Genomic DNA, 21,964 nt, shown 5'->3' with positions numbered 1-21,964 from the left:
CGAATCACTCCTGCAATCGTCGGTGACGGCCGGTCGATGCCGTGTGCGGGCGGCACACCGGCCTCGAACGAATCTACCTGCGGGCACTGACAGGACCGGGCCAGCGGGGCGTGGCCCGTGCCGGGACCAGGAGGGTTCATCGCGTGTTTCCCCTGGGGAACCCGGCGGCTCATGGGTTGGTAGCCGCCCCTACCCAGGGGTCCGTGATTCCAACCACTTCTTGGTCCTCAAGGGGCGCCTACCCACTCAGGAGGGTGTGTCGTCGTCCTCGGCCGCGTCGGTTTCGGTCATCACGGGGGAGGCGTGGTGGGACCAGAGTTTCCAGCCTGCCGGGGTGCGACGGAAGACGTTCGTGGCGACGACCAGCTGGCCGACGAGCGGGCCGAGTTCCTCGGTGCCCTTGGGGGCGGGGCCTCCGCTGAGGATGTTCTCGGTGCAGGTCACCAGGGCCGTGTCGCCGGTCACGGAGACATGCACGTCGGTGAGGAAGAACTGGATGTAGTCGGTGTTCGCCATGATCAGGGCATACGACCTGAGGACCTCGCCGCGGCCGGTGAGCGCGGGCCAGCCGGGGTGCACGCACGAGATCACACCCGTGTCGGCCGGATCGTGATACTCCTCGTCGACCCCCAGGTCGGACGGGGCGAGCCAGAGCGCGGACAGCTCCTCGAAGTCGCCGTGCTCCATGGCCTCGTAGAAGGCGGTGTTGGCGGCTTCCACCTGCTCGACGTCGGTGTGGGGGGCGCTCACCGGGCTCCTTCGGCACTGCGCGCGCCCTCCACGGCGCGCGCGACCCGTACGGCGTCCGCCGTGGCGCGCACCTCGTGCACGCGCACCGCCCATGCGCCGGCGTGCGCGGCGAGTGCGGAGACGGCGGCCGTGGCGGCGTCGCGCTCGCGCGCGGGCGGGGGCGCGCCCTCCGGCCCGGCGAGGACCCGGCCGAGGAACCGCTTGCGGGAGGCGGCGACGAGCAGGGGGTGGCCGAGGCCGAGCAGCCGGTCCAGGTGGGCGAGCAGGACCAGGTCGTGCTCGGCGTCCTTGGAGAAGCCGAGACCGGGGTCGACGACGATGCGGTCGGGGGCGATGCCGCCGGCCAGAACGGCCTCCACGCGTGCGTGCAGTTCGCCCGCGACTTCGGTGACGACGTCGCCGTACACGCCCTTGACGTTGCCGCCCTCCAGGAAGCCGCGCCAGTGCATGACGACGAAGGGGGCGCCCGTCTCGGCCACCACCGGGATCATCGCGGGGTCGGCGAGGCCGCCGCTGACGTCGTTGACGAGGGCGGCGCCGGCGGCGAGGGCCCGTTCGGCGACGGAGGCGCGCATGGTGTCGACGGAGACGGTGACGCCCTCGGAGGCGAGGCCGCGGACGACGGGGATGACCCGCTTGAGCTCCTCGGCCTCGTCGACGCGGGTGGCGCCCGGCCGGGTGGACTCGCCACCGACGTCGACCAGGTCCGCGCCCTCCGCGACCAGGTCGAGGCCGTGTTTGACGGCGTTCGTCGTGTCGAAGAAGCGGCCGCCGTCGGAGAAGGAATCGGGCGTGACGTTCACCACCCCCATGACCGCGCAGCGGTCCCATTCCGGAAGGCCCGCGACGCGCCCGCGTCCGCTCTGCTTGCTCATACGTTCAGCGTAGGCCCCGGCCGCGGCCGCAGGACGCCACGGCCCGGACGGAAGCCCCCGGTAGAAGGGAGTTTCCGTCCGGGCCCGTTCTGCGCAGTGTCCGGCGTCCGGTGTCTCGGTCAGGCGGTCATGCCGCGCGTACGTCGCGCTCCGCGACGGCGTGCGTGCACACGCGCGGGGCGGTCCTGCGGCGGCGCAGGAAGCGCGGCAGCGGCAGGGCGAGATTGACGAAGCCCTCCGCCTGCATGGCGGCGAAGCCGATGCGCGGCAGGTCGGCCGATGCGCGGTAGACGACGAAGCGGGGCTCCCAGCGGGGCTGGAACTTCGCGTTGAACTTGTACAGGGACTCGATCTGGAACCAGCGGGAGAGGAAGACCAGCAGGCCGCGCCAGGCGCGCAGCACCGGGCCCGCGCCGATCTTCTCGCCGCGTGCGAGTGCCGAGCGGAACATCGCGAAGTTGAGCGACATGCGCGTGATGCCGAATTTCGGTGCCGCCTGGAGGGCCGCGACGATGAGGAGTTCGTTCATGCCGGGGTCGGCACTGCGGTCGCGGCGCATCAGGTCCAGGGAGGCACCGTCGGTGCCCCACGGGACGAAGTGCAGGATCGCCTTCAGGTCGCCGTACTCACCGGGCTGGTCGTCCGCCTTGTGGGCGGTGGCGATCAGGCAGTCGCCGTCGGCGGCGTCGCCGACGCGGCCCAGCGCCATGGAGAACCCGCGCTCGGTGTCGGTGCCGCGCCAGTCCTCGGCGGCGTTGCGGATCCGCTCCAGCTCGGCCTCACCGAGGTCACGTACACGTCGTACCCGGGTTTCGTAACCGGCGCGCTCGATGCGCTTGACCATCTGGCGCACGTTGCGCATCGCGCGGCCGGCGAGGGAGAAATCCGCTACGTCCACCACCGCCTCGTCGCCCAGTTCCAGGGCGTCGAGTCCGGTTTCGCGGGTCCACACCTCGCCGCCCGTCTCCGAGCAGCCCATGACGGCAGGCGTCCAGGAATGGGCCCTGGCCTCGTCCATGAACCGCTCGATGGCGCCCGGCCAGGCCTCGACGTCGCCGATGGGGTCACCACTGGCGAGCATCACGCCGGAGACGACCCGGTAGGTGACCGCGGCCTTGCCGCTGGGCGAGAAGACGACCGCCTTGTCGCGGCGCAGCGCGAAGTGGCCGAGGGAGTCACGGCGGCCGTGCTTCTCCAGCAGGGCACGCAGGCGTGTCTCGTCCTCCTCCGTCAGCCGGGCCGCGGGGTGTTCGGGCCGGAAGGCGAGGTAGATCGTCGTGACCGCCGTCAGCAGACCGAGGGCGCCCAGGGAGAAGCCGACGGTCCAGGAGGTGTCGCCCTGGTAGTCGACCGGGCCCTCGAAGCCGAACAGGCCGTACAGGACGTGCGTGATGCGGTCGGCCAGGCTCGGGTCGCCGACCATGCGGTTCGTGTGGACGCTGACGATGACCAGCCCGAGGGCGAGGGATCCCGCCCCCATGAGGACGAAGTTCGCCAGCGCACGCCACCTGCTGCGGGGGTCGGGCAGAGCCGCGAACTGGTCGCGGTGGCGCAGCAGTGGTGCGAGCAGCGCCAGCGAGATGATCACTCCGAGGAGGGAGTGGCGGTATGTGAACTGCGCCACGGCGCCGGCCGGCAGCAGCGCCACCGCGGCGCGCCACGCCCGGCGTTTGCCGCGCCTCAGACCGTGTGCGAGCAGCAGCAGCAGGATGCCGGCGCTGAGTGAGAGCGCGGCCGCGAACGGGCCGAACGACCCGGGCAGCACCTCGGCGATCGTGTGCATACGGCTGTGCCTGAAGCGCGGGAAGACGCCCGCGGCGATGTCCAGAACGCCCACGAGGGTGCAGGCTCTGGCGACGAGGACGGGGACGGCCTCGGGGCGCGGACCACGGAATACGCGCCGCGCGCTGCGTGATCGGGAGGGAACCCCACCCGACAATTCCTCATCTGTCCTGACAGACATCGCATCCCGTAGTTCTGCGAGAGACCTTGGATCCGGGCCCGATTCGGGCATCCGGCGACATTGCGCCCTCTAGGACGGTGTCTCGGGGAGCGAGGTTCCAATCTCTCCTCAAAGCCGGTCCAAAGGCCGAGGAAAGTTCCGGACAAGCTCTCGCGAAGGTGCGCGGGGTCCGGGTGGAAAGTGCAGGCAGGAAGCAGGTCATGGGTCTTACGAGCAAGAAAGTGCTGCTGCTGGCAGTGATGTTCGCCGTACTGCTGTTCGTGGGCACGGTGTGGGTGTGGCCGCGCCTGTCACGGCGCAACTGGCGCGCCGTCAGCGGACGCGTCGGGCTGCTGTTCGGCACCCAGCTGGCCCTCTTCCTGTCCGTCGGCCTCGCCGCGAACCAGTCTTTCGGGTTCTACGCCAGCTGGGCGGACCTCTTCGGCCAGGAGAAGGCCCAGGGCGTGGTCGTGAACCACACGGCGTCCGGCGCCTCCGGCGGCCCGCTGGAGGTGATCGACACGGCACACGTGGTGGGGGCCGGCGGTCCCAAGCCGCAGGCCGGCGGCCAGATCCAGAAGGTCGACATCGTCGGCCGTACGACGAACATCGCCACGCCCGCGTATGTGTATCTGCCGCCGGAGTACTTCCAGCCGCAGTACCGCACGCGTACCTTCCCCGCGGCGGTCGTCCTCACCGGATATCCGGGGACCGCACAGGCGCTCGTGGACAAGCTGCACTATCCGAGCACTGCGCAGGGCCTCGCGAAGAACGGCCGTATGCAGCCGATGATCCTGGTGATGCTGCGGCCGACGGTGGCGCCGCCGAGGGACACGGAATGCGTGGACATCCCGGGCGGGCCGAAGACGGAGACGTTCTTCGCCAAGGACCTGCCCGATGCCGTGCTCGCGCACTACAGGGTGGGCAAAAAGCCGGGCAGCTGGGGCATCATCGGCGATTCCACGGGTGGCTACTGTGCGCTGAAGCTCGCCATGCACCACCCCGGGGTATATGCCGCAGCGGCGGGTCTGTCGCCCTACTACAAGGCGCCGACCGACCCCACCACGGGCGATCTCTTCCACGGCGACAAGGGGCTGCGCAACCGCGCCAGCCTGTGGTGGTGCCTCAAGCACCTGCCCGGTCCGGACACTTCGCTGCTCGTCACCAGCAGCAAGATCGGGGAATCCAACTACAAGTCGACGCTGAAGTTCATAGAGGGTGTGCAGGCCACGAAGCGGACGCGGATCTCGTCGATCATCCTTGACAGCGGCGGCCACAACTTCAACACCTGGCGGCGGGAGATTCCCGCGACTCTGCAGTGGATCAGCGGACGGCTGAGCGACCAGTGACCAGGGTTCCCAGAGGTGATGATCTTGCTGAATTCGGCAAAGGCCTATTCCTGATGCCCTGTGAACGTTTCGGTATGGCTGTGTTTTTGCGGGGCGGGGCACCAACACTCCCCTACGCGCGGTAAGTTTCTGGCCATGCCACGTGGACGTCACCGCCATTCCCCGCCCTTGCACAGACTGCTGCCACCGTCGGCGATCGCAGGCGTCTCTTTCGTCTGCGCCTTCGGTCCGTGGGTGTTCTCGCAACAGGCCGTGCTCCGTGTCATAGCCGCGGGCGCCGCGGCGACGGCGGTCGTCGGCGCGGCCGTCATGCGCCGCTGGGACTCCCAGGCCGGCAAGCAGGTCGCGGACCTTACGCGCGCGCGTGCGAGCGACGAGTGGCGGCACGAGGAGCGGGTCGCCGAGCTCGAGACCGACCTCGAGGAGTCGCGCGAGCTGCGCGCCAAGCTGGAGCAGCGGCTGCGGGCCAAGCGCGCCGAGCTGGCGGGACTGCGCAACGAGCACGCGGCGCTGCTGCGCCGGTACGCCACCGCCGAGACCGAGCGTGCGAGCGCCCTGGAGGGCCGCCGCCTGCTCGAGATAGAGACCGGGGCCCCGGCCCGCGCGCTGCCGCCCGTGCCGGCGGCCGGCGCCCAGACGGCAAAGACGGAGCCCGTGGCGGAGGAGACCGAGGCTGTGGCTGCCTCGGCGGACGTCTCCGAGGGCCTTGCCGACGAACCGGCGGCGCCGGCGATCTTCTCGCCGGAGGGTTCCAAGCTGTTCTTGCGGGCGAAGGCGGTGCTGACGAAGTTCGACGAGGACGGTGACGGTTCTCCGAAGGACGAGGGCGGCGCGGACGGCGAGGCGGACCCGCCGGACGCCGCGAGCGCCGAGGCCGAGGACGACACCGACCCCGAGGACGACGACTCCCCGAAGGGCGGCGGCTCCCCCAAGGGCGACGAGCCTTCAAAGGACGTCCCCGCGAAGGGCGAGCCGGTGACGGTGAAGGCCGGTTCGGACTCGGCGGCGGCTCAGACGGCCGCGACCGAGCCCGCGGCCGCCGAGCCCGCCGCCGCTGTGACCGAGGCCGCCACCGGTGAGACCGAGGCCGCGGCGCAGGAGGATGAGTCGCAGGGGCAGCCCGAGGCGGTCGACGGGCACGAGCGCGCGGCCGCCACCTCTCCGGCCAGGCATGTCCCGGCCGCCCAGCCCGTGCAGCAGCCCGCCGGTCACTTCGTCGCACCGACCGCGGTGGCCGTCGTACCGGCCGCCCCCGTGCGGCGTCCGGCGGTCGAGGGCGGATTCGACTTCTTCGGTACGAAGACGGAAGAGGCGCAGGACGCCCTTGAGGCCGTGCAGAACGAGGACCTCGCCGATGTCGTCGGCCAGGAGGCGCTCGCCGTCCACAAGGCCGAGGCCGAGGCGGAGTTCAAGCCGGCCGACGAGGAGGCCCCCGCTGTCGGCCAGGTCATCGACCTGACGGCCCACGACGAGACCGAGCAGATCGACATGCAGGGGCTGCGGAGCGCGGTTTCCTGAGACCTTCGCTCTCTTGACGGCCCCGGGCGGTCCCTGACCGCCCGGGGCTCTCGCTTGCGCGGAGTTCTCGCCTTCGGCGGGGGTTTCGTTTGCGCGGCGCCCTCGCTTCCCCGGCTCTTCGCTTCCCCGGCTCTGGGGCTCCCGGGGTCTTCGCCTGGGCTTGGCTTCCCGGGGTCTTTGCTTTCCCGGGCCCCGGCTTTCGTGACGCCGTCGAGGCGTCGCCCTACAGCGCCATCCACCGGTCCGGCGGTGCGTCCCGTCGCCCGGTCCGCGACCGCTCGGCCTGTCGCCGTAGCAGTTGTGCCGCTTCTTGGGCGTCCCTGAGCCGGGCCGTCACGGTCTTGTTGGCTCCCGTGTCCACATGGACGTCGGCGAGCCGCCACAGCCGCTTCCAGGGGCCCTGGACCAGCCGCACGCTCTGCACCTTCGCATGCGGTACGAGGGCCAGGCTCCGGCGGAGCAGGCCGTGCCGGGCGGCGAAGACCGTGTCGGTGACGGCGATCGCCCGGCCCCGCCACCACACCGGCAGACACCAGCCGGCCCGCCTAGGGGGCCGTGACAGCGCCTCGGCCGGGGGCACGGTCACCCCGGGCAGCACGCGCGCGACGACGGACTCGGCGACCGCCCGTGGGGCGACCGGCACCAGCACGGAGTTGGACGAACCGGCCACGTCCAGCTCCACCCGCACCCAGCCGAGCCGCCGCCACAGCAGCGGCTCCACGATCCGCACGGTCTGCACCCGGCCGGGCGGCACCGTCTCGTGCGTACGGTCGAGGAGTCCGTGGTCGATGCGCAGCCCGTCCGGTGACTCGCCCACCGTCCAGTCGTACTCGCCGACGAACCGCCCCGCGCTGCTCGCGCCCGCCGCGCCCAGCAGCGGCAGGCCGGTGGCGAGGACCGTCCACACGCTGTGGGTGACCAGCCAGAGCAGCGGCGGGACGACGAGCGCGGCCGCCAGGGAGCACCAGGTGGCTCCCGTCAGCAGCACGGAGAGCGCGAGGTCGCGCGGCGGCGTGCGCAACAGCTCACGCGCGGGCGCCTCACCGACTTCGTGCGCCGTCTCGGGCGCGAAACCCGCGGCGCGCGCGAGCAGTTCCGCCCGCAGCGCACGCGCCTCGCGCTCCCCCAGGAAGGAGAGCTCGTCCTTCTTGTCGGTCCCGACGACGTCGAGTTTGAGCTTGGCGACGCCCGCCACGCGCGCGAGGAGCGGCTGGCTGACGTCGACGGCCTGGATGCGTTCCAGCCGGATGTGCGCGGTGCGCCGGAACAGCAGACCCGTCCGTATCCGCAGCTCGGTATCGGTCACCGCGAAGTGCGTGAACCACCAGGTCAGGAAGCCGTAGAGGGAGGCGGCCGGGACAAGGACCGCGAGCGCTATCAGGAGGGTCGTGGTCGTCAGCCGGGTCAGCTGCTGCTGCGCCTGGTCGGGATCGTGCACGGCCCACCCGATGACCACGGCCACCGGTGCCCAGGCCCGCCTGAAGGGCGTCACGGGGTGCAGCCGCCGCTCGATGACGGGTTCCTTCGCGGCCACGGCGTCCTCGACGCCCGGCGCGGTCACAGACCCGCCGATCGGGCCTCGCCGAGCTCGGTGAGCCGGTCGCGCAGCCGCTCCGCCTCGGCCGGGTCCAGGCCCGGGATGGTCGCGTCGGTCGCCGCGGCCGCCGTGTGCAGCTGCACGCTGGCCAGCCCGAAGTGCCGCTCGACGGGCCCCGAGGTCACCTCGACCAGCTGCATCCGCCCGTACGGCACCACGGTCTCCTCGCGCCACAGCACGCCCCGGCTGATCAGCAGGTCGTCGGCCCGCTCTGCGTACCGCCAGGAGCGCCAGTTGCGGCCGAGCAGCACCCAGCCCCAGGCCGCAAGCGCCAGTGGCAGCAGTGCGAACGCGGCCCAGCCGGGCCCGGCGAGCAGCCCGAGCAGCAGACCCAGGGCGAGGGCCAGCAGCCCCAGCCACACCACCAGCAGCAGCCGGCGCATCCGCAGCAGCCCGGGCGGCAGCCCGATCCACACCGGCTCAGCCGACCCGTCCCCCGTCGTCCCCGTACTCTGCGGGCTCCCCGTCTCCATACGGCCAGCGTACGTAGGAGAGACTGAGTCCATGACTCCTACGACGGAGACCATGGTCGGTATCGGCGGCGCCGCGGAGAGCACCGACATGGTGCTCAACATCGGGCCCCAGCACCCGTCCACGCACGGTGTGCTGCGGCTGCGCCTGGTACTGGACGGCGAGCGGATCACGCGCGCGGAGCCGGTCATCGGGTACATGCACCGCGGAGCGGAGAAGCTGTTCGAGGCACGCGACTACCGCCAGATCATCATGCTCGCCAACCGCCACGACTGGCTGTCGGCCTTCTCCAACGAGCTCGGTGTGGTCCTCGCGGTGGAGCGCATGCTCGGCATGGAGGTGCCCACGCGCGCGGTGTGGACGCGCACGCTGCTCGCGGAGCTCAACCGGGTGCTCAACCACCTGATGTTCCTGGGCTCGTACCCGCTGGAGCTCGGCGGCATCACCCCGGTCTTCTACGCCTTCCGGGAGCGCGAGGTCCTCCAGAACGTCATGGAGGAGGTCTCCGGCGGTCGTATGCACTACATGTTCAACCGCGTAGGCGGCCTCAAGGAGGACCTGCCGGCGGGCTGGGCCACGCGCGCGCGTGCCGCCGTCGCCGCCGTGCGCTCGCGCATGGACGTCTACGACGACCTGGTGCTCGGCAACGAGATCTTCCGGGGGCGCACGCGGGGCGTGGGGGCGCTGGCGCCCGAGACGGTGCACGCCTACGGCGTGAGCGGGCCGATCGCGCGCGCCTCGGGCGTCGACTTCGACCTGCGCCGCGACGAGCCGTATCTCGCGTACGGCGACCTGCAGGACACCCTGAAGGTCGTCACCCGGCAGGAGGGCGACTGTCTCGCCCGCTTCGAGGTGCTCCTGGAGCAGACCCATGTCGCCCTCGACCTCGCCGACGCCTGCCTCGACCGGATCGCCGAACTGCCGCCGGGGCCGATCAACCAGCGGCTCCCCAAGGTCCTGAAGGCGCCCGAGGGGCACACCTACGCGTGGACCGAGAACCCGCTCGGCATCAACGGCTACTACCTGGTCAGCAAGGGCGAGAAGACCCCCTACCGGCTGAAGCTGCGCTCGGCCTCGTACAACAACATCCAGGCGCTCGTGGAACTCCTGCCGGGGACGCTGGTCGCGGACATGGTGGCGATCCTGGGGTCGCTGTTCTTCGTGGTCGGGGACATCGACAAGTAGTGCGGCGCGGGCCCCGGGCGGACGCGGTCAGCCGACGAGCGGGTCGGGGATCCCCACCGGCTGCAGCAGCCAGCCGAAGTCGCCGAGGCCGCCCGGTGCGGTGAGTTCGGCGGCTTCGCCGGCGCTCGCGAGGGCTCGTACGTATGCGGCGGGTTGGGTGGACGCGAGTGCGAGCGGGGGGCGTGCGCCGGTGATGCCCAGGGCGCGCAAGGCATCGCGCTGCGGCAGGAGGCGCGCGCCGGAGGGCGCCCGCGCCGACCCGCGCGCCGCGCACGCGTCCAGTGCGACATGTGCCGTGATGTCGCACGACCCGTCCGGCACGGGCGCCGTCTCGCGCCCCGCGCGGAAGCCGGTGAGCGTGCCGAACGGGGGGCGCGCGTCCAGCGTGTGCGCATAGTCGACGGCGACCGCGAGCCCCCGCTCGAGCGAGGACACCGCGGCCGCCCAGGCCTCGTCCCGGGGGAGCCCGATCTCGGCCCGCAGCCCCTCCTCGGCCGGCAGCGGCCACCACCGGGCGAGCCATTCCGCTTCCGCACCGCCGACCGGAGGCCCGAGCCGTTCGGCCCCGTCCTGCCGTACGAGCACCTGCCGCGGTACGCCCGCCGGATCCACCTCGGCGACGTCCAGCGGCACGTTGTCCAGCCACTCGTTGGCGAACAGCAGCCCGGTGACCTGCTGGGGCGGTTCGGTGAGCCACTCGACCCGCTCGTCGAGGCCCGCCGGGCGGCCGGCGATCTCCACGGCGTACGCACGCGTGCGTGCAGCGACCTCGGCGGGCAGTGCAGCCAGCACACCGCCGACCAGCTCACCCCGGCCCGCGGCCATGTCGACGAAGGCCAGCGCGCCGGGCCGCCCCAGGGCTTCGTCGACCCGGCACAGCAGCCGTGCCACCGCCTCGGCGAACAGGGGGGACGCGTGCACGGACGTGCGGAAGTGCCCGGCCGGGCCCTCCGGCCTGCGATAGAACCCGCCGGGCCCGTACAGCGCGCCCTCCGCCGCCGCCCGCCAGCCCTGCCACCGGCTCGATGTCTCTTCCGTCACCGGCACAGGCTAAGCGCGCAGGCGAGGGGGGCCTCCACCTTGGGGAGTATGTACGCCGGGTGCGGATCGGTCCTCCGGTTGACCCCTGCACGCATCTCGCTTCCCTACGCTGGGTTACGTGCAGCGCCTCTATGACTTCCTCCGCAGACACCCGACAGGGGTCGACACCCTCTGGGCCGTCTTCCTGTTCGGGATCTCGCTGCTGAGCGGAACCGCCAGTACGGCGGTCCGGGGTACCGACTCACCGGCGCTGATCGTTCCGATCGCGTTTCTGCTGTGCCTGGTGATCGCGCTGCGCCGGCGGATGCCGGAGAAGATGCTGCTGCTGACGATCGGCCTCGGCCTGGCGCAGCTGGTGCTGAACGTCCAGACGATGGCCGCCGACTTCGCGATGCTGGTGATCGTCTACACGGTGGCCACGACGGGCAACCGATGGGCCTCCCGGCTCGCGCTGGCCGTGGGGCTGTGCGCGGCGCCGATGGCGCAGACGCGCTGGCCGCTGGACGGGAGCGCGCTGGGCAATGCCGCGAAGGCGGTCTTCCTGACCGTGCCGTTCGCGCTCGCCTGGGTGCTCGGCGACTCCATCCGCACCCGCCGCGCCTATTTCGCGCAGCTGGAGGAGCGCGCCGCCCGGCTGGAGAAGGAGCGGGAGGCACAGGCCAAGGTCGCGGTCGCGGCCGAACGCGCCCGGATCGCCCGCGAGTTGCACGACGTCGTCGCGCACAACGTGTCGGTGATGGTGGTGCAGGCCGACGGCGCCGCCTATGTCCTGGACGCCGCCCCCGACCAGGCCAAGAAGGCCCTGGAGACCATCTCCTCCACCGGCCGCCAGGCCCTCGCCGAGATGCGCCGCCTGCTCGGCGTCCTGCGCACCGGCGAGCACAAGGAGGTCGGCGAGTACGTCCCGCAGCCCGACGTCGACCAGATCGACGAGCTCATCGAGCAGTGCCGCACCTCCGGTCTGCCCGTCGACTTCAAGGTCGAGGGCACCCCGCGCCCGCTGCCCAGCGGCGTCGAGCTCACCGCGTACCGCATCGTGCAGGAGGCGCTCACGAACACGCGCAAGCACGGCGGTCCGAACGCGGGCGCCAGCGTGCGCCTGGTCTACTTCGACGACGGCCTCGGACTGCTCGTCGAGGACGACGGCAAGGGCGCCCCGCACGAGCTGTACGAGGAGGGCGGCGCCGACGGCCAGGGCCACGGCCTGATCGGCATGCGCGAACGGGTCGGTATGGTCGGCGGCACCCTGGACGCGGGACCGCGCCCCGGCGGCGGGTTCCGCATCAGTGCGCTGCTCCCGCTGAAACCCGCACACTGACGCCTGCGTACGTCCCTCGTTGACACCTGTAATGCCCCCGCGGACAGCAACCGCCGCAAACGGAAACCGCCGCAACGGAAGAGAACGGAAGAGGTCCCGATGACGATCCGCGTGATGCTCGTCGACGACCAGGTGCTGCTGCGCACCGGGTTCCGGATGGTGCTCGCCGCCCAGCCGGACATGGAGGTCGTCGCGGAGGCGGGGGACGGCGTCGAGGCCCTCCAGGTGCTGCGCTCCACCGCCGTCGACGTGGTGCTGATGGACGTGCGCATGCCGAAGCTGGACGGCGTGGAGGCCACCCGCCGCATCTGCTCGGAGCCCGAACCGCCGAAGGTGCTGATCCTGACCACCTTCGACCTCGACGAGTACGCCTTCTCGGGGCTGAAGGCGGGTGCCTCCGGCTTCATGCTCAAGGACGTGCCGCCCGGTGAACTCCTCGCCGCCATCCGCGCCGTGCACAGCGGCGACGCGGTGGTGGCCCCCTCGACCACGCGCCGCCTGCTCGACCGGTTCGCGCCGATGCTGCCGAGCGTCGGCAAGGAACCCCAGCACAAGGAGCTGGAGCGGCTCACCGAGCGCGAGCGCGAGGTCATGATCCTGGTCGCGCAGGGTCTGTCCAACGGCGAGATCGCGGCCCGGCTGGTGCTGTCCGAGGCGACCGTGAAGACCCATGTGGGCCGCATCCTCACCAAGCTGGGGCTGCGGGACCGGGTGCAGGTGGTGGTCCTGGCGTACGAGACGGGTCTGGTGCGCGCGGGCGGGCACGGCTGAGCCGCCGGGCGCGTGATTCCCGCGTAACCCGCGCCCACTAGGGTCTGCGCATGCTCCTGTGGATCAACGGCCCTTTCGGCGGTGGCAAGACACAGACCGCACACGAGATCCAGCGGCGCCTGCCCGGCAGCGTCATCTGCGACCCCGAGCACCCCGGCTTCGGTCTGCGCCGGATGCTCCCGCCCGAACTGCGCGGCGACTTCCAGGACCTGGCCTCCTGGCGGCAGGGCGTCGTCGAGGTGCTCGACCTCGCCCTCACCAAACGGGAAGGGGTCGTGATCGCACCCATGACGGTCACCGACACGGTCTGCTTCGAGGAGACCGTCGGTCGGCTGCGTGAACTCGGCCACGACGTACGCCACTTCACTCTCCTTGCTCAGCGCGAGACAGTCCTCAAGCGGTTGCGCGAACGCGGTTTCGGACACCTCCTTCAGTACGTCACCGGGAAGAACTCCGGCCTGGGCAGGGAGACCTGGGCCGTGCAGCAGCTCGACCACTGCCTGGAGCGGCTGCAGGAGCCGGAGTTCGCCGAGCACCTCTGGACGGACCACTCGACCGTGCCGAAGACGGCGGACCGCATCGCCGTACTGGCCGGACTGCAGCTCCGGCCGAACGACGAGGGCGCGCTCAGGACGCGGATGCGGCAGATGCGCGTGGGCATCCGGCACATCCGCTTCGACTGACGGCAGGGCGGAAGGGGACCTAGCGGAGTATCCCTTCCAGGAAGTCGCTGCCGAGCCGGGCCACGACCGCTATGTCCAGCTGGTGCTGGACGTACCTGCCACGGCGGCGCGTGGTGATCAGGCCCGCCTTCTTCAGGACGCCGAGGTGCCGGGATATCTCCGGGGCCGTCATGCCCTGCGTCTGCGCCAGCTCGGTCGTGGTGAGGGCGCTGCGAGCCAGATAACGGCAGATGCGCATCCGGACGGGGTGGGACAGGGCCGTCATGCGCAGCGCCAGCTGCTCGACGGAGGGCGGGGCGGCGAGCTCGGGGGAGCTGACCGGATAGTGCAGCGCCGGCTGCCAGCCGTGCCGGTACAGGACGGACAGGTGGGGCCAGCCGAAACTGGTCGGGACGAGGAGGAGGCCGCCGTCCTGCGTGGCCGTACGGCCCACGCTCAGCTTGTCGACCGTGATCCGTCCGGCGGCCTCGTCGAGCGTGACCACCGGAGACACGGCGGTCAGCGCCTCGGCCAGGCCCTTGCGGCGCAGGAGGTCGGTCTTGTGGCGGGCGTCCGCCGTCAGTTGGTGGCGCAGCCGGGACCATGCCTCCGCGAAGAACGCCTCGTCGCAGTCCTCGAGGAACTGGCGCAGCCAGCGCCGGATCCTGGGCGGATCGGTCAGCAGCAGCTCGCTGAACCGCACCTGCCCCGGGCCCCGCGCGGCGGCCAGCTCCAGTGCGCGTCGCCGTAGTCCGGCGTCGACGAGCGGGCTGGGCCCCTCGCCGTAGGGCATCGCGCAGCTGAACTCCAGGGCCGCGTCCACGAACTGCTCGTCCGTCAGCTTGTCCAGCAGGTCCAGCTCTTCGGCGAGCGTGGCCCCGGGCAGGGCGCCGCCGGGGATGCCCGCGGAGGGCAGGAACAGGTCCGAGAACGACGTCCGCCACAGGAAGTCCGCCTCGCACATCCGGTCGGCGAGATGGGAGTCGAGCCGGGCCGTCACCCCCGTCACCCAGCCCTGCAGGCCGGGATGGTGCCCCGGCTCGGACAGCGCGTGCAGCGCCATGCCGAGCTCGGCCAGGGGTGAGGGGACGACGGCGACCCTCTCCGGCCGCAGCCCCGCGATGTCGATGTGCACGCTCATGACCTCATGGTGCACCCCGCCACTGACAACGCCCGCGTCGATTGACGGCGGCCGTCAATCGACGCGACTTCACGGCCGCGGCGGCGCAGCCTGGGAGCGCCGGGGCAGCCGCGGAGCCCACGAATCCCCCTCTCCACGTCCCGAGAAGGCGAACAGCCATGAGCATCACGCAGCAGTACCTCCTCGACACCTACCGGGCCCGGAAGCTCGGCGAACCGGGCCCGCCCGCGCCCGGGGCCGAGGACTGGCAGGTCGTACGCGAGGTGCGCGAGCACCTGCAGTTCCGCGCGGTCCTCGCCGGGCGTGGGGCCCACGGGCGGATACGGCAGGCCCTGGGCCGGTGGCTGCACCTGCGGACGCGCTCTACCTGCTGACCGTCCCGGCCGCGCCGACCGCTGCCGCCCTGTCGGCCTCCTCTTCGAGCCGGGACACGAACTCGGCGACCGCCGACTTCACGTCGTCGGCGGTCCACTCCAGGCCCGCGGCCCGGACGGACACCTCGGTGAACGCCAGGCCCGGGCCCCTCGGGTCCCAGGCGTCCGCGAACAGAAGGGTGCCCGTCTCCTCTCCGTGCCGGACGGCGGCCTCCGCGAGCACGTCGGGGTCGTACGGCAGCCAGACCTGGAACTCGTTGGTGTGCGGCACCTCGGGGTGGACGCGCATCCAGGGCACCCCGGCCGCCGCGAACCCCTCGCGCAGCGCGCCGGCCACCACGCGCGCGTGGGCGACGTACTCGGGCAGCCGGGGCAGTTCCCGCTCCAGCCCGGCGAGGGCCGACAGCACCGTCGGGAACTGCTGGAAGATCTGGCCGCCGTACCGGTGCCGCCAGGTCTTCGCCTCCTCGATGAGGGTCTTCGGGCCCGCGAGCGCGGCTCCGCCGAAGCCGTCGAGCGACTTGTAGAAGGACACATAGACGCTGTCCGCGAGATCCGCGATCTCGTCCAGGGGGCGGCCGAAGTGGACGGTGGACTCCCACAGGCGCGCGCCGTCGAAGTGCACGACGGCGTCCCTTTCTCGGGCGGCCGCCACGACCTCGGTGAGTTCCTCCCAGGACGGCAGCACGAAACCGGCGTCCCTGAGGGGCAGTTCGAGCATCAGCGCCCCGAAGGGCTCCTCGAAGTCGCGTACCTCCTCGGCGGTCGGCAGCCGGGGCCCGCTCGTCACCCGTACCGGGCGCAGCCCGCTGACCTGGCTGAACGCGTTCCGCTCATGCACCTCGGGGTGAGCCAGCGCGTGCAGGGCGACGGTGGGGCTGCCCGTGCGGCCCGCCCAGCAGCGCAGCGCCACCTGCTGGGCCATGGTGCCCGTCGGGAAGAACGCGGCGGCCTCCTTGCCGAGCAGCCCCGCGACCTTCTCCTCCAGGGCCTCGACGACGCCGTTGCCGTAGATGTCCGCCGGCTCGTCCAGGTCGTGGAGGTCCTGCGCGCCGTCCAGCAGCGCCAGGCGCTCCCGGATCGTGCCCAGGAAACCAGGGCGCGCGAGGACGCGCTCCGCGCTCCGGTACACGCCGATGCGCCGCTTACGGCGCCGCTTACGCCGCTCCTCGTCCGATATCCGGTCTTCGTCCGATGTCGGGTCGGGGTGCCGCTCGACCTGCTGCGCCGCATCGCTCATGCCCCGGATCATGCCTCGCGCGGGTCCGGGCGGGCACGCGGATTTCCCCAGGCTTTCCCGTACGCCGGTGCCGTGGCGTAACCCACAGCCTGTGGACAAACGGACGCCCTTCGAACCGATCGCGTTAACATGACGAGAAATCGTCCGGTACCCGGAGCGGACTGGAACGGAAGGCCGCCGTCGCGTGAGTACAAGCCAACAGCCAGACCCCAGGGACCGTCCCGCGCGGCTCACCGTAGGCGTCGTCGGCGCCGGTCGTGTGGGCCCCGCGCTGGCCGCGTCCCTCCAGCTCGCCGGGCACCGTCCGGTGGCCGTCTCCGGAGTCTCCGACGCCTCCAGGAGGCGCGCCGCGCAGCTGCTGCCCGACGTGCCGCTGGTGCCGCCCGCCGAGGTCCTGGAGCGCGCCGACCTGGTCCTGCTGACCGTCCCGGACGACACCCTGCCCGGCCTGGTGGAGGGGCTCGCCGAGACCGGTGCCGTACGGCCGGGGCAGCTGCTCGTGCACACCTCCGGGCGGTACGGCGCCAAGGTCCTGGATCCCGCCCTGCGCGCGGGCGCGCTCCCGCTGGCCCTGCATCCGGCGATGACCTTCACCGGCACTCCCGTGGACGTCCAGCGCCTGGCCGGGTGCTCCTTCGGGGTCACGGCGCCCGAGGAGCTGCGGCTGGCCGCCGAGGCGCTCGTGATCGAGATGGGCGGCGAGCCGGAGTGGATCGCCGAGGAGATGCGCCCGCTGTACCACGCGGCGCTCGCGCTCGGCGCGAACCACCTGGTCACGCTGGTCGCCCAGTCCATGGAGCTGCTGCGCGAGGCGGGTGTCGCGGCCCCCGACCGGATGCTCGGCCCGCTGCTCGGCGCGGCCCTCGACAACGCCCTGCGCTCCGGCGACGCCGCCCTGACCGGCCCCGTGGCGCGCGGGGACGCCGGCACGGTCGCCGCGCACGTCGCGGAGTTGCGCGAGCACGCCCCGCAGACCGTCGCCGGCTATCTGGCGATGGCCCGCGCGACCGCCGACCGCGCGCTCGCCCACGGGCTGCTGAAGCCCGAGCTCGCCGAGGACCTCCTCGGGGTACTCGCCACCGGGACCAACGGCGCCGAGGGAGACGCCCGATGACCACCACCCTGTTGCGCACCGCCGGCGAACTGCACGCACGCACGCGTGCCGGCCGCCGCGCCGTGGTGATGACCATGGGTGCCCTGCACGAGGGCCACGCCACGCTGATCCGCACCGCGCGCGAGCTCGCCGGGCCGGACGGCGAGGTCGTCGTCACCGTCTTCGTGAACCCCCTGCAGTTCGGCGCGGGCGAGGACCTCGACCGCTACCCGCGCACCCTGGACGCCGACCTCGAGCTCGCCGGACTGTCCGGTGCGGACGTCGTGTTCGCGCCCTCGGTGGACGAGGTCTACCCGGGGGGCGAGCCCCAGGTGCGCATCACCGCGGGCCCCATGGGGGCGCGCCTGGAGGGCGCCTCGCGGCCCGGCCACTTCGACGGCATGCTCACCGTCGTCGCCAAGCTGCTGCACCTCACCCGTCCCGACCTCGCCCTGTACGGCCAGAAGGACGCCCAGCAGCTCGCCCTGATCCGCCGCATGGTGCGGGACCTGAACTTCGGCGTCGAGATCGTCGGCGTGCCCACCGTGCGCGAGGAGGACGGCCTCGCCCTTTCCAGCCGCAACCGCTACCTCTCGCCCGAGCAGCGGCGCACGGCGCTCAGCCTCTCCCGCGCGCTGTTCGCGGGCAGCGACCGGCACGCGGCCCAGGAGGCGCTGCGCGCGCGTGCCCTCGAAGTGCCCGCCACGCACGCGCGTGCCGAGGCGCTCAGCGCCATAGGGGAGTCCCGCGCGGCCGCCGACGCGCACGCCGTCGCGAAGGCGCTCCCGGGCGCCCCGACGGCCGTCCGCGCGGCCGCCCGGCTGATCCTCGACGACGCGGCGCGGCTTTCGCCGCCGCTCGAACTGGACTACCTGGCCCTCGTCGACCCCTCGGACTTCACCGAGATCGACGACGACTTCACCGGCGAGGCCGTCCTGGCCGTCGCCGCCCGGGTCGGGACGACCCGGCTGATCGACAACATCCCACTCGTATTCGGAACCCCCGGAGCCGCCTCGTGACCAGCACAGGCATACGACTGCACGCCCCCGCCCCAGGGTGGTCCATCGCCGCGGACGTCGTGGTCGTCGGCTCCGGCGTCGCCGGCCTCACCGCGGCCCTGCGCTGCGAGGCCGCCGGCCTGAAGACGGTCGTCGTCACCAAGGCCCGCCTCGACGACGGCTCCACCCGCTGGGCGCAGGGCGGCATCGCCGCAGCCCTCGGCGAGGGCGACACCCCCGAACAGCACCTCGACGACACCCTGGTGGCGGGCGCGGGCCTGTGCGACGAGAACGCCGTACGCATCCTCGTCACCGAGGGCCCGGACGCCGTGCGCCGCCTCATCGCGACCGGCGCGCACTTCGACGAGTCCGAAGAGGGCGACCTGCAGCTCACCCGCGAGGGCGGTCACCACCGCCGCCGCATCGCGCACGCGGGGGGCGACGCGACCGGCGCGGAGGTCTCCCGGGCGCTCGTCGAGGCCGTACACGCGCGTGGGCTGCGCACGATCGAGAACGCGCTGGTGCTGGACCTGCTCACCGACGCGCAGGGCCGTACGGCGGGCGTGAGCCTGCACGTCATGGGCGAGGGCCAGCACGACGGCGTAGGGGCCGTGCACGCCCCCGCGGTCGTCCTCGCGACCGGCGGCATGGGCCAGGTGTTCTCCGCGACCACCAACCCCCCGGTGTCCACCGGCGACGGCGTGGCGCTCGCCCTGCGCGCGGGCGCGGAGGTCTCCGACCTGGAGTTCGTGCAGTTCCACCCGACCGTGCTGTTCCTGGGCCCCGACGCCGAGGGCCAGCAGCCCCTGGTCTCCGAGGCCGTACGGGGAGAGGGCGCGCACCTGGTCGACGCCGACGGCGTGCGCTTCATGGTCGGGCAGCACGAACTGGCCGAGCTGGCGCCCCGGGACATCGTCGCCAAGGGCATCCTGCGCCGCATGCAGGAACAGGACGCCGAACACATGTTCCTTGACGCCCGGCACTTCGGCGCCGACATGTGGGAGCACCGCTTCCCGACGATCCTCGCCGCCTGCCGCGCCCACGGCATCGACCCCGTCACCGAGCCCATCCCGATCGCCCCGGCCGCCCACCACGCCTCCGGGGGTGTCCGCACGGACTCCCAGGGCCGTACGACCGTCCCCGGCCTGTACGCGTGCGGAGAGGTCGCCTGCACCGGTGTGCACGGTGCCAACCGCCTCGCCTCCAACTCCCTCCTCGAAGGCCTCGTGTACGCCGAGCGCATCGCGGAGGACATCGCCGCCGCCCACGCCGAAAACGGCCTCTACACGCGCGTGCCGGAACCGGTCGAGCACCCCGAGGTGCCCGCCCACCCCCTCCTCGCACCGGAGGACCGTTTCGCGATCCAGCGGATCATGACGGACGGCGCGGGTGTCCTGCGCTCCGCAGACTCCCTCGCCAAGGCCGCAGAACAGCTCCAGCAGCTGCACACCGAGGCCCGCGACGCCCTCGACGAGAACGGCAAGACGTCCGAGCCGGGCGTCGACACCTGGGAGGCCACCAACCTCCTGTGTGTGGCCCGCGTCCTGGTCGCCGCCGCCCTGCAGCGCGAGGAGACGCGCGGCTGCCACTGGCGCGAGGACCGCGCCGAGCGCGACGACACCGCGTGGCGGCGCCACATCGTCGTACGGCTGAATCCCGACCGGACGCTGGCCGTACACACCACGGACACCCCAGACTTCCCCCCGACCCGGCAGCAGCACCGTCCCCAGGAGCAGTGACAGAAGTGAGCACCCCCGATCTTCCCCTCGCCTCGTCCTCAGGCTGCGGCGACGGCTGTGCCTGCGGCGCGGACGCCGACGCCCAGTACCTGGAGTGCGGGCTCGACCCCGCGCTCGCGCAGCTGCTGGCCGACGCCGGACTCGATCCCGTGGAGGTCGAGGACATCGCCAATGTCGCCATCCAGGAGGACCTCGACCACGGTGTGGACGTGACCACCGTCGCGACCATCCCCGAGGAGGCCGTCGCCACCGCTGACTTCACCGCGCGCGAGGCGGGTGTCGTGGCGGGCCTCAGGGTCGCCGAAGCGGTGCTCTCGGTGGTCTGCACGGACGAGTTCGAGGTCGAGCGGCACGTCGAGGACGGCGACCGGGTGGCGGCCGGGCAGAAGCTCCTGTCGGTGACCACGCGCACGCGTGACCTGCTCACCGCCGAGCGCAGCGCGCTCAACCTCGTGTGCCGTCTGTCGGGCATCGCGACCGCCACGCGCGCGTGGGCGGACGTTCTCAAGGGCACCAAGGCACGCGTGCGTGACACCCGGAAGACGACCCCGGGGCTGCGCTCCTTGGAGAAGTACGCGGTCCGCTGCGGCGGCGGCGTCAACCACCGCATGTCGCTCTCGGACGCGGCCCTGGTCAAGGACAACCACGTGGTCGCCGCGGGCGGGGTCGCACAGGCCTTCAAGGCCGTACGGGAGGCCTTCCCGGACGTCCCGATCGAGGTCGAGGTCGACACGCTGCACCAGCTGCGCGAGGTCGTCGACGCCGGCGCCGACCTGATCCTCCTGGACAACTTCACGCCCGGCGAGTGCGAGGAGGCGGTGGCGCTCGTGCACGGCCGCGCAGCCCTGGAGGCGTCGGGCCGGCTCACCCTGGAGAACGCGAAGGCGTACGCCGACACCGGCGTCGACTACCTCGCCGTAGGAGCCCTGACCCACTCCTCGCCGATCCTCGACATCGGCCTCGACCTGCGAGCGGCGGAGTAGGTACCGGCCATGCTGCTGACGATCGACGTAGGGAACACGCACACCGTCCTGGGTCTCTTCGACGGGGACGACATCGTCGAGCACTGGCGCATCTCCACCGACGCGCGCCGCACGGCGGACGAACTGGCGGTGCTGCTGCAGGGCCTCATGGGCATGCACCCGCTGCTCGGCGACGAACTGGGCGACGGCATCGACGGGATCGCGATCTGCGCGACCGTGCCGTCCGTGCTGCACGAACTGCGTGAAGTGACGCGCAGGTACTACGGCGACGTGCCCGCGGTGCTGGTGGAGCCGGGCGTGAAGACGGGCGTGCCGATCCTGACCGACAACCCCAAGGAGGTCGGCGCCGACCGCATCATCAACGCGGTGGCGGCGGTCGAGCTGTACGGAGGGCCCGCGATCGTCGTGGACTTCGGTACGGCGACGACGTTCGACGCCGTCTCCGCGCGCGGGGAGTACATCGGCGGCGTCATCGCGCCCGGTATCGAGATCTCCGTCGAGGCGCTCGGCGTCCGCGGCGCACAGCTGCGGAAGATCGAGGTGGCCCGGCCGCGGAGCGTGATCGGCAAGAACACGGTCGAGGCGATGCAGTCCGGGATCATCTACGGGTTCGCCGGCCAGGTCGACGGGGTCGTGACCCGGATGGCACGGGAGCTGGCGGAGGACCCGGACGACGTGACGGTGATCGCGACCGGCGGACTGGCACCCATGGTGCTGGGGGAGTCCTCGGTGATCGACGAGCACGAGCCGTGGCTGACCCTGGTCGGGCTGCGGCTGGTGTACGAGCGGAACGTGGCGCGCATGTGAGGCCGGTCCCGCGACGCAACCGGGTGGCTCGGCCGCGCCACACCCACCCCCTGTTGCGAAATATGTCGAATTTGTCTGATTAGCGCGTATCGTCGCCGCATGCCCACGCC

20 protein-coding genes are annotated in these 21,964 nt (G+C 72.1%); 12 read left to right on the top strand and 8 right to left on the bottom strand.

Annotation, left to right across the window (positions count from 1 at the left end; translation table 11 throughout):
* Window positions 1-246: 246 nt before the first annotated feature.
* From ACFY1U_RS47660 to ACFY1U_RS47650, 3 genes are all read right to left on the bottom strand, one after another.
* A complete protein-coding gene (locus tag ACFY1U_RS47660) occupies window positions 247-750 on the bottom strand; it encodes a nuclear transport factor 2 family protein (RefSeq protein WP_390700354.1) in 504 nt (167 codons plus the stop codon).
* Window positions 747-1,625, bottom strand: a complete 879-nt coding sequence (gene folP, locus ACFY1U_RS47655; protein WP_390700353.1) for a dihydropteroate synthase — start codon at window positions 1,623-1,625, stop codon at window positions 747-749. Before folP ends, ACFY1U_RS47660 begins: the two co-directional genes overlap by 4 nt.
* A gap of 127 nt (window positions 1,626-1,752) precedes the next feature.
* A complete protein-coding gene (locus ACFY1U_RS47650) occupies window positions 1,753-3,588 on the bottom strand; it encodes a phosphatidylglycerol lysyltransferase domain-containing protein (RefSeq protein WP_390700352.1) in 1,836 nt (611 codons plus the stop codon).
* A 200-nt stretch (window positions 3,589-3,788) separates the two neighbouring features.
* Between ACFY1U_RS47650 and ACFY1U_RS47645 the strand changes: the two genes are divergently transcribed.
* Window positions 3,789-4,916, top strand: a complete 1,128-nt coding sequence (locus ACFY1U_RS47645) for an alpha/beta hydrolase (RefSeq protein ID WP_390700351.1) — start codon at window positions 3,789-3,791, stop codon at window positions 4,914-4,916.
* A 135-nt stretch (window positions 4,917-5,051) separates the two neighbouring features.
* Complete coding sequence (locus ACFY1U_RS47640) at window positions 5,052-6,434, top strand: hypothetical protein (protein ID WP_390700350.1); 1,383 nt, start codon at window positions 5,052-5,054, stop codon at window positions 6,432-6,434.
* Between the two features lie 223 nt (window positions 6,435-6,657).
* On the opposite strand, the gene ACFY1U_RS47635 is transcribed toward ACFY1U_RS47640, so the two are convergent.
* A complete protein-coding gene (locus ACFY1U_RS47635; RefSeq protein WP_390700349.1) occupies window positions 6,658-7,995 on the bottom strand; it encodes a PH domain-containing protein in 1,338 nt (445 codons plus the stop codon).
* Window positions 7,992-8,504: a PH domain-containing protein gene (locus ACFY1U_RS47630; RefSeq protein WP_390700348.1), complete on the bottom strand. Its 513-nt coding sequence runs from the start codon at window positions 8,502-8,504 to the stop codon at window positions 7,992-7,994. Before ACFY1U_RS47630 ends, ACFY1U_RS47635 begins: the two co-directional genes overlap by 4 nt.
* Before the next feature lie 31 nt (window positions 8,505-8,535).
* Here ACFY1U_RS47630 and ACFY1U_RS47625 point away from each other — a divergent pair, with 31 nt between their 5' ends.
* Window positions 8,536-9,687 carry an NADH-quinone oxidoreductase subunit D gene (locus tag ACFY1U_RS47625; protein ID WP_390700347.1) on the top strand — a complete coding sequence of 384 codons (1,152 nt, stop codon included), beginning with the start codon at window positions 8,536-8,538 and terminating at the stop codon, window positions 9,685-9,687.
* Between the two features lie 27 nt (window positions 9,688-9,714).
* On the opposite strand, the gene ACFY1U_RS47620 is transcribed toward ACFY1U_RS47625, so the two are convergent.
* Complete coding sequence (locus ACFY1U_RS47620) at window positions 9,715-10,728, bottom strand: SAM-dependent methyltransferase (RefSeq protein WP_390700346.1); 1,014 nt, start codon at window positions 10,726-10,728, stop codon at window positions 9,715-9,717.
* A 118-nt stretch (window positions 10,729-10,846) separates the two neighbouring features.
* Between ACFY1U_RS47620 and ACFY1U_RS47615 the strand changes: the two genes are divergently transcribed.
* The 3 genes from ACFY1U_RS47615 (at window position 10,847) to ACFY1U_RS47605 (ending at window position 13,500) form a co-directional block, all read left to right on the top strand.
* Window positions 10,847-12,046, top strand: a complete 1,200-nt coding sequence (locus tag ACFY1U_RS47615; protein WP_390700345.1) for a sensor histidine kinase — start codon at window positions 10,847-10,849, stop codon at window positions 12,044-12,046.
* 99 nt (window positions 12,047-12,145) lie between these two features.
* Window positions 12,146-12,817: a response regulator gene (locus ACFY1U_RS47610; RefSeq protein WP_390700344.1), complete on the top strand. Its 672-nt coding sequence runs from the start codon at window positions 12,146-12,148 to the stop codon at window positions 12,815-12,817.
* Between the two features lie 50 nt (window positions 12,818-12,867).
* Window positions 12,868-13,500, top strand: a complete 633-nt coding sequence (locus tag ACFY1U_RS47605; protein WP_390700343.1) for an AAA family ATPase — start codon at window positions 12,868-12,870, stop codon at window positions 13,498-13,500.
* Between the two features lie 19 nt (window positions 13,501-13,519).
* On the opposite strand, the gene ACFY1U_RS47600 is transcribed toward ACFY1U_RS47605, so the two are convergent.
* Complete coding sequence (locus ACFY1U_RS47600) at window positions 13,520-14,620, bottom strand: DUF5937 family protein (protein ID WP_390700342.1); 1,101 nt, start codon at window positions 14,618-14,620, stop codon at window positions 13,520-13,522.
* 158 nt (window positions 14,621-14,778) lie between these two features.
* Here ACFY1U_RS47600 and ACFY1U_RS47595 point away from each other — a divergent pair, with 158 nt between their 5' ends.
* Window positions 14,779-14,994, top strand: coding sequence for a hypothetical protein (locus tag ACFY1U_RS47595; protein WP_390700341.1), 216 nt, complete (start codon window positions 14,779-14,781; stop codon window positions 14,992-14,994).
* Here ACFY1U_RS47595 and ACFY1U_RS47590 read toward each other — a convergent pair.
* Window positions 14,984-16,234, bottom strand: a complete 1,251-nt coding sequence (locus ACFY1U_RS47590; protein ID WP_390700340.1) for a threonine aldolase family protein — start codon at window positions 16,232-16,234, stop codon at window positions 14,984-14,986. The two genes, ACFY1U_RS47595 and ACFY1U_RS47590, sit on opposite strands and share 11 nt — an antisense overlap.
* Before the next feature lie 184 nt (window positions 16,235-16,418).
* Here ACFY1U_RS47590 and ACFY1U_RS47585 point away from each other — a divergent pair, with 184 nt between their 5' ends.
* From ACFY1U_RS47585 to ACFY1U_RS47565, 5 genes are read left to right on the top strand one after another with little or no spacing between them, the layout of a single operon-like run.
* A complete protein-coding gene (locus ACFY1U_RS47585) occupies window positions 16,419-17,348 on the top strand; it encodes a Rossmann-like and DUF2520 domain-containing protein (RefSeq protein ID WP_390700339.1) in 930 nt (309 codons plus the stop codon).
* On the top strand, window positions 17,345-18,346 hold the full coding sequence (gene panC / locus ACFY1U_RS47580) for a pantoate--beta-alanine ligase (RefSeq protein WP_390700338.1): 1,002 nt from the start codon (window positions 17,345-17,347) through the stop codon (window positions 18,344-18,346). Before ACFY1U_RS47585 ends, panC begins: the two co-directional genes overlap by 4 nt.
* Window positions 18,343-20,064 carry an L-aspartate oxidase gene (locus tag ACFY1U_RS47575; protein WP_390700337.1) on the top strand — a complete coding sequence of 574 codons (1,722 nt, stop codon included), beginning with the start codon at window positions 18,343-18,345 and terminating at the stop codon, window positions 20,062-20,064. Before panC ends, ACFY1U_RS47575 begins: the two co-directional genes overlap by 4 nt.
* Window positions 20,065-20,069: 5 nt before the next feature.
* Complete coding sequence (gene nadC / locus ACFY1U_RS47570) at window positions 20,070-21,047, top strand: carboxylating nicotinate-nucleotide diphosphorylase (protein WP_390700336.1); 978 nt, start codon at window positions 20,070-20,072, stop codon at window positions 21,045-21,047.
* 9 nt (window positions 21,048-21,056) lie between these two features.
* On the top strand, window positions 21,057-21,854 hold the full coding sequence (locus tag ACFY1U_RS47565; protein WP_365831606.1) for a type III pantothenate kinase: 798 nt from the start codon (window positions 21,057-21,059) through the stop codon (window positions 21,852-21,854).
* Window positions 21,855-21,964 lie beyond the last annotated feature (110 nt).

Source organism: Streptomyces sp. NPDC001351 (assembly GCF_042896045.1).
Lineage (GTDB): Bacteria > Actinomycetota > Actinomycetes > Streptomycetales > Streptomycetaceae > Streptomyces.
This window is presented reverse-complemented; position numbering and strand designations above follow the sequence as displayed.

Bases quoted from the DNA above. Each gene is read 5' to 3' on its own strand.
- ACFY1U_RS47610 (WP_390700344.1), top strand. From the start codon at position 12,146: ATGACGATCCGCGTGATGCTCGTCGACGACCAGGTGCTGCTGCGCACC.
- ACFY1U_RS47645 (WP_390700351.1), top strand. From the start codon at position 3,789: ATGGGTCTTACGAGCAAGAAAGTGCTGCTGCTGGCAGTGATGTTCGCC.
- ACFY1U_RS47605 (WP_390700343.1), top strand. From the start codon at position 12,868: ATGCTCCTGTGGATCAACGGCCCTTTCGGCGGTGGCAAGACACAGACC.
- ACFY1U_RS47600 (WP_390700342.1), bottom strand. From the start codon at position 14,620: ATGAGCGTGCACATCGACATCGCGGGGCTGCGGCCGGAGAGGGTCGCC.
- ACFY1U_RS47565 (WP_365831606.1), top strand. From the start codon at position 21,057: ATGCTGCTGACGATCGACGTAGGGAACACGCACACCGTCCTGGGTCTC.
- panC (WP_390700338.1), top strand. From the start codon at position 17,345: ATGACCACCACCCTGTTGCGCACCGCCGGCGAACTGCACGCACGCACG.
- ACFY1U_RS47640 (WP_390700350.1), top strand. From the start codon at position 5,052: ATGCCACGTGGACGTCACCGCCATTCCCCGCCCTTGCACAGACTGCTG.
- folP (WP_390700353.1), bottom strand. From the start codon at position 1,625: ATGAGCAAGCAGAGCGGACGCGGGCGCGTCGCGGGCCTTCCGGAATGG.
- ACFY1U_RS47630 (WP_390700348.1), bottom strand. From the start codon at position 8,504: ATGGAGACGGGGAGCCCGCAGAGTACGGGGACGACGGGGGACGGGTCG.
- ACFY1U_RS47625 (WP_390700347.1), top strand. From the start codon at position 8,536: ATGACTCCTACGACGGAGACCATGGTCGGTATCGGCGGCGCCGCGGAG.
- ACFY1U_RS47595 (WP_390700341.1), top strand. From the start codon at position 14,779: ATGAGCATCACGCAGCAGTACCTCCTCGACACCTACCGGGCCCGGAAG.
- ACFY1U_RS47650 (WP_390700352.1), bottom strand. From the start codon at position 3,588: ATGTCTGTCAGGACAGATGAGGAATTGTCGGGTGGGGTTCCCTCCCGA.
- ACFY1U_RS47590 (WP_390700340.1), bottom strand. From the start codon at position 16,234: ATGAGCGATGCGGCGCAGCAGGTCGAGCGGCACCCCGACCCGACATCG.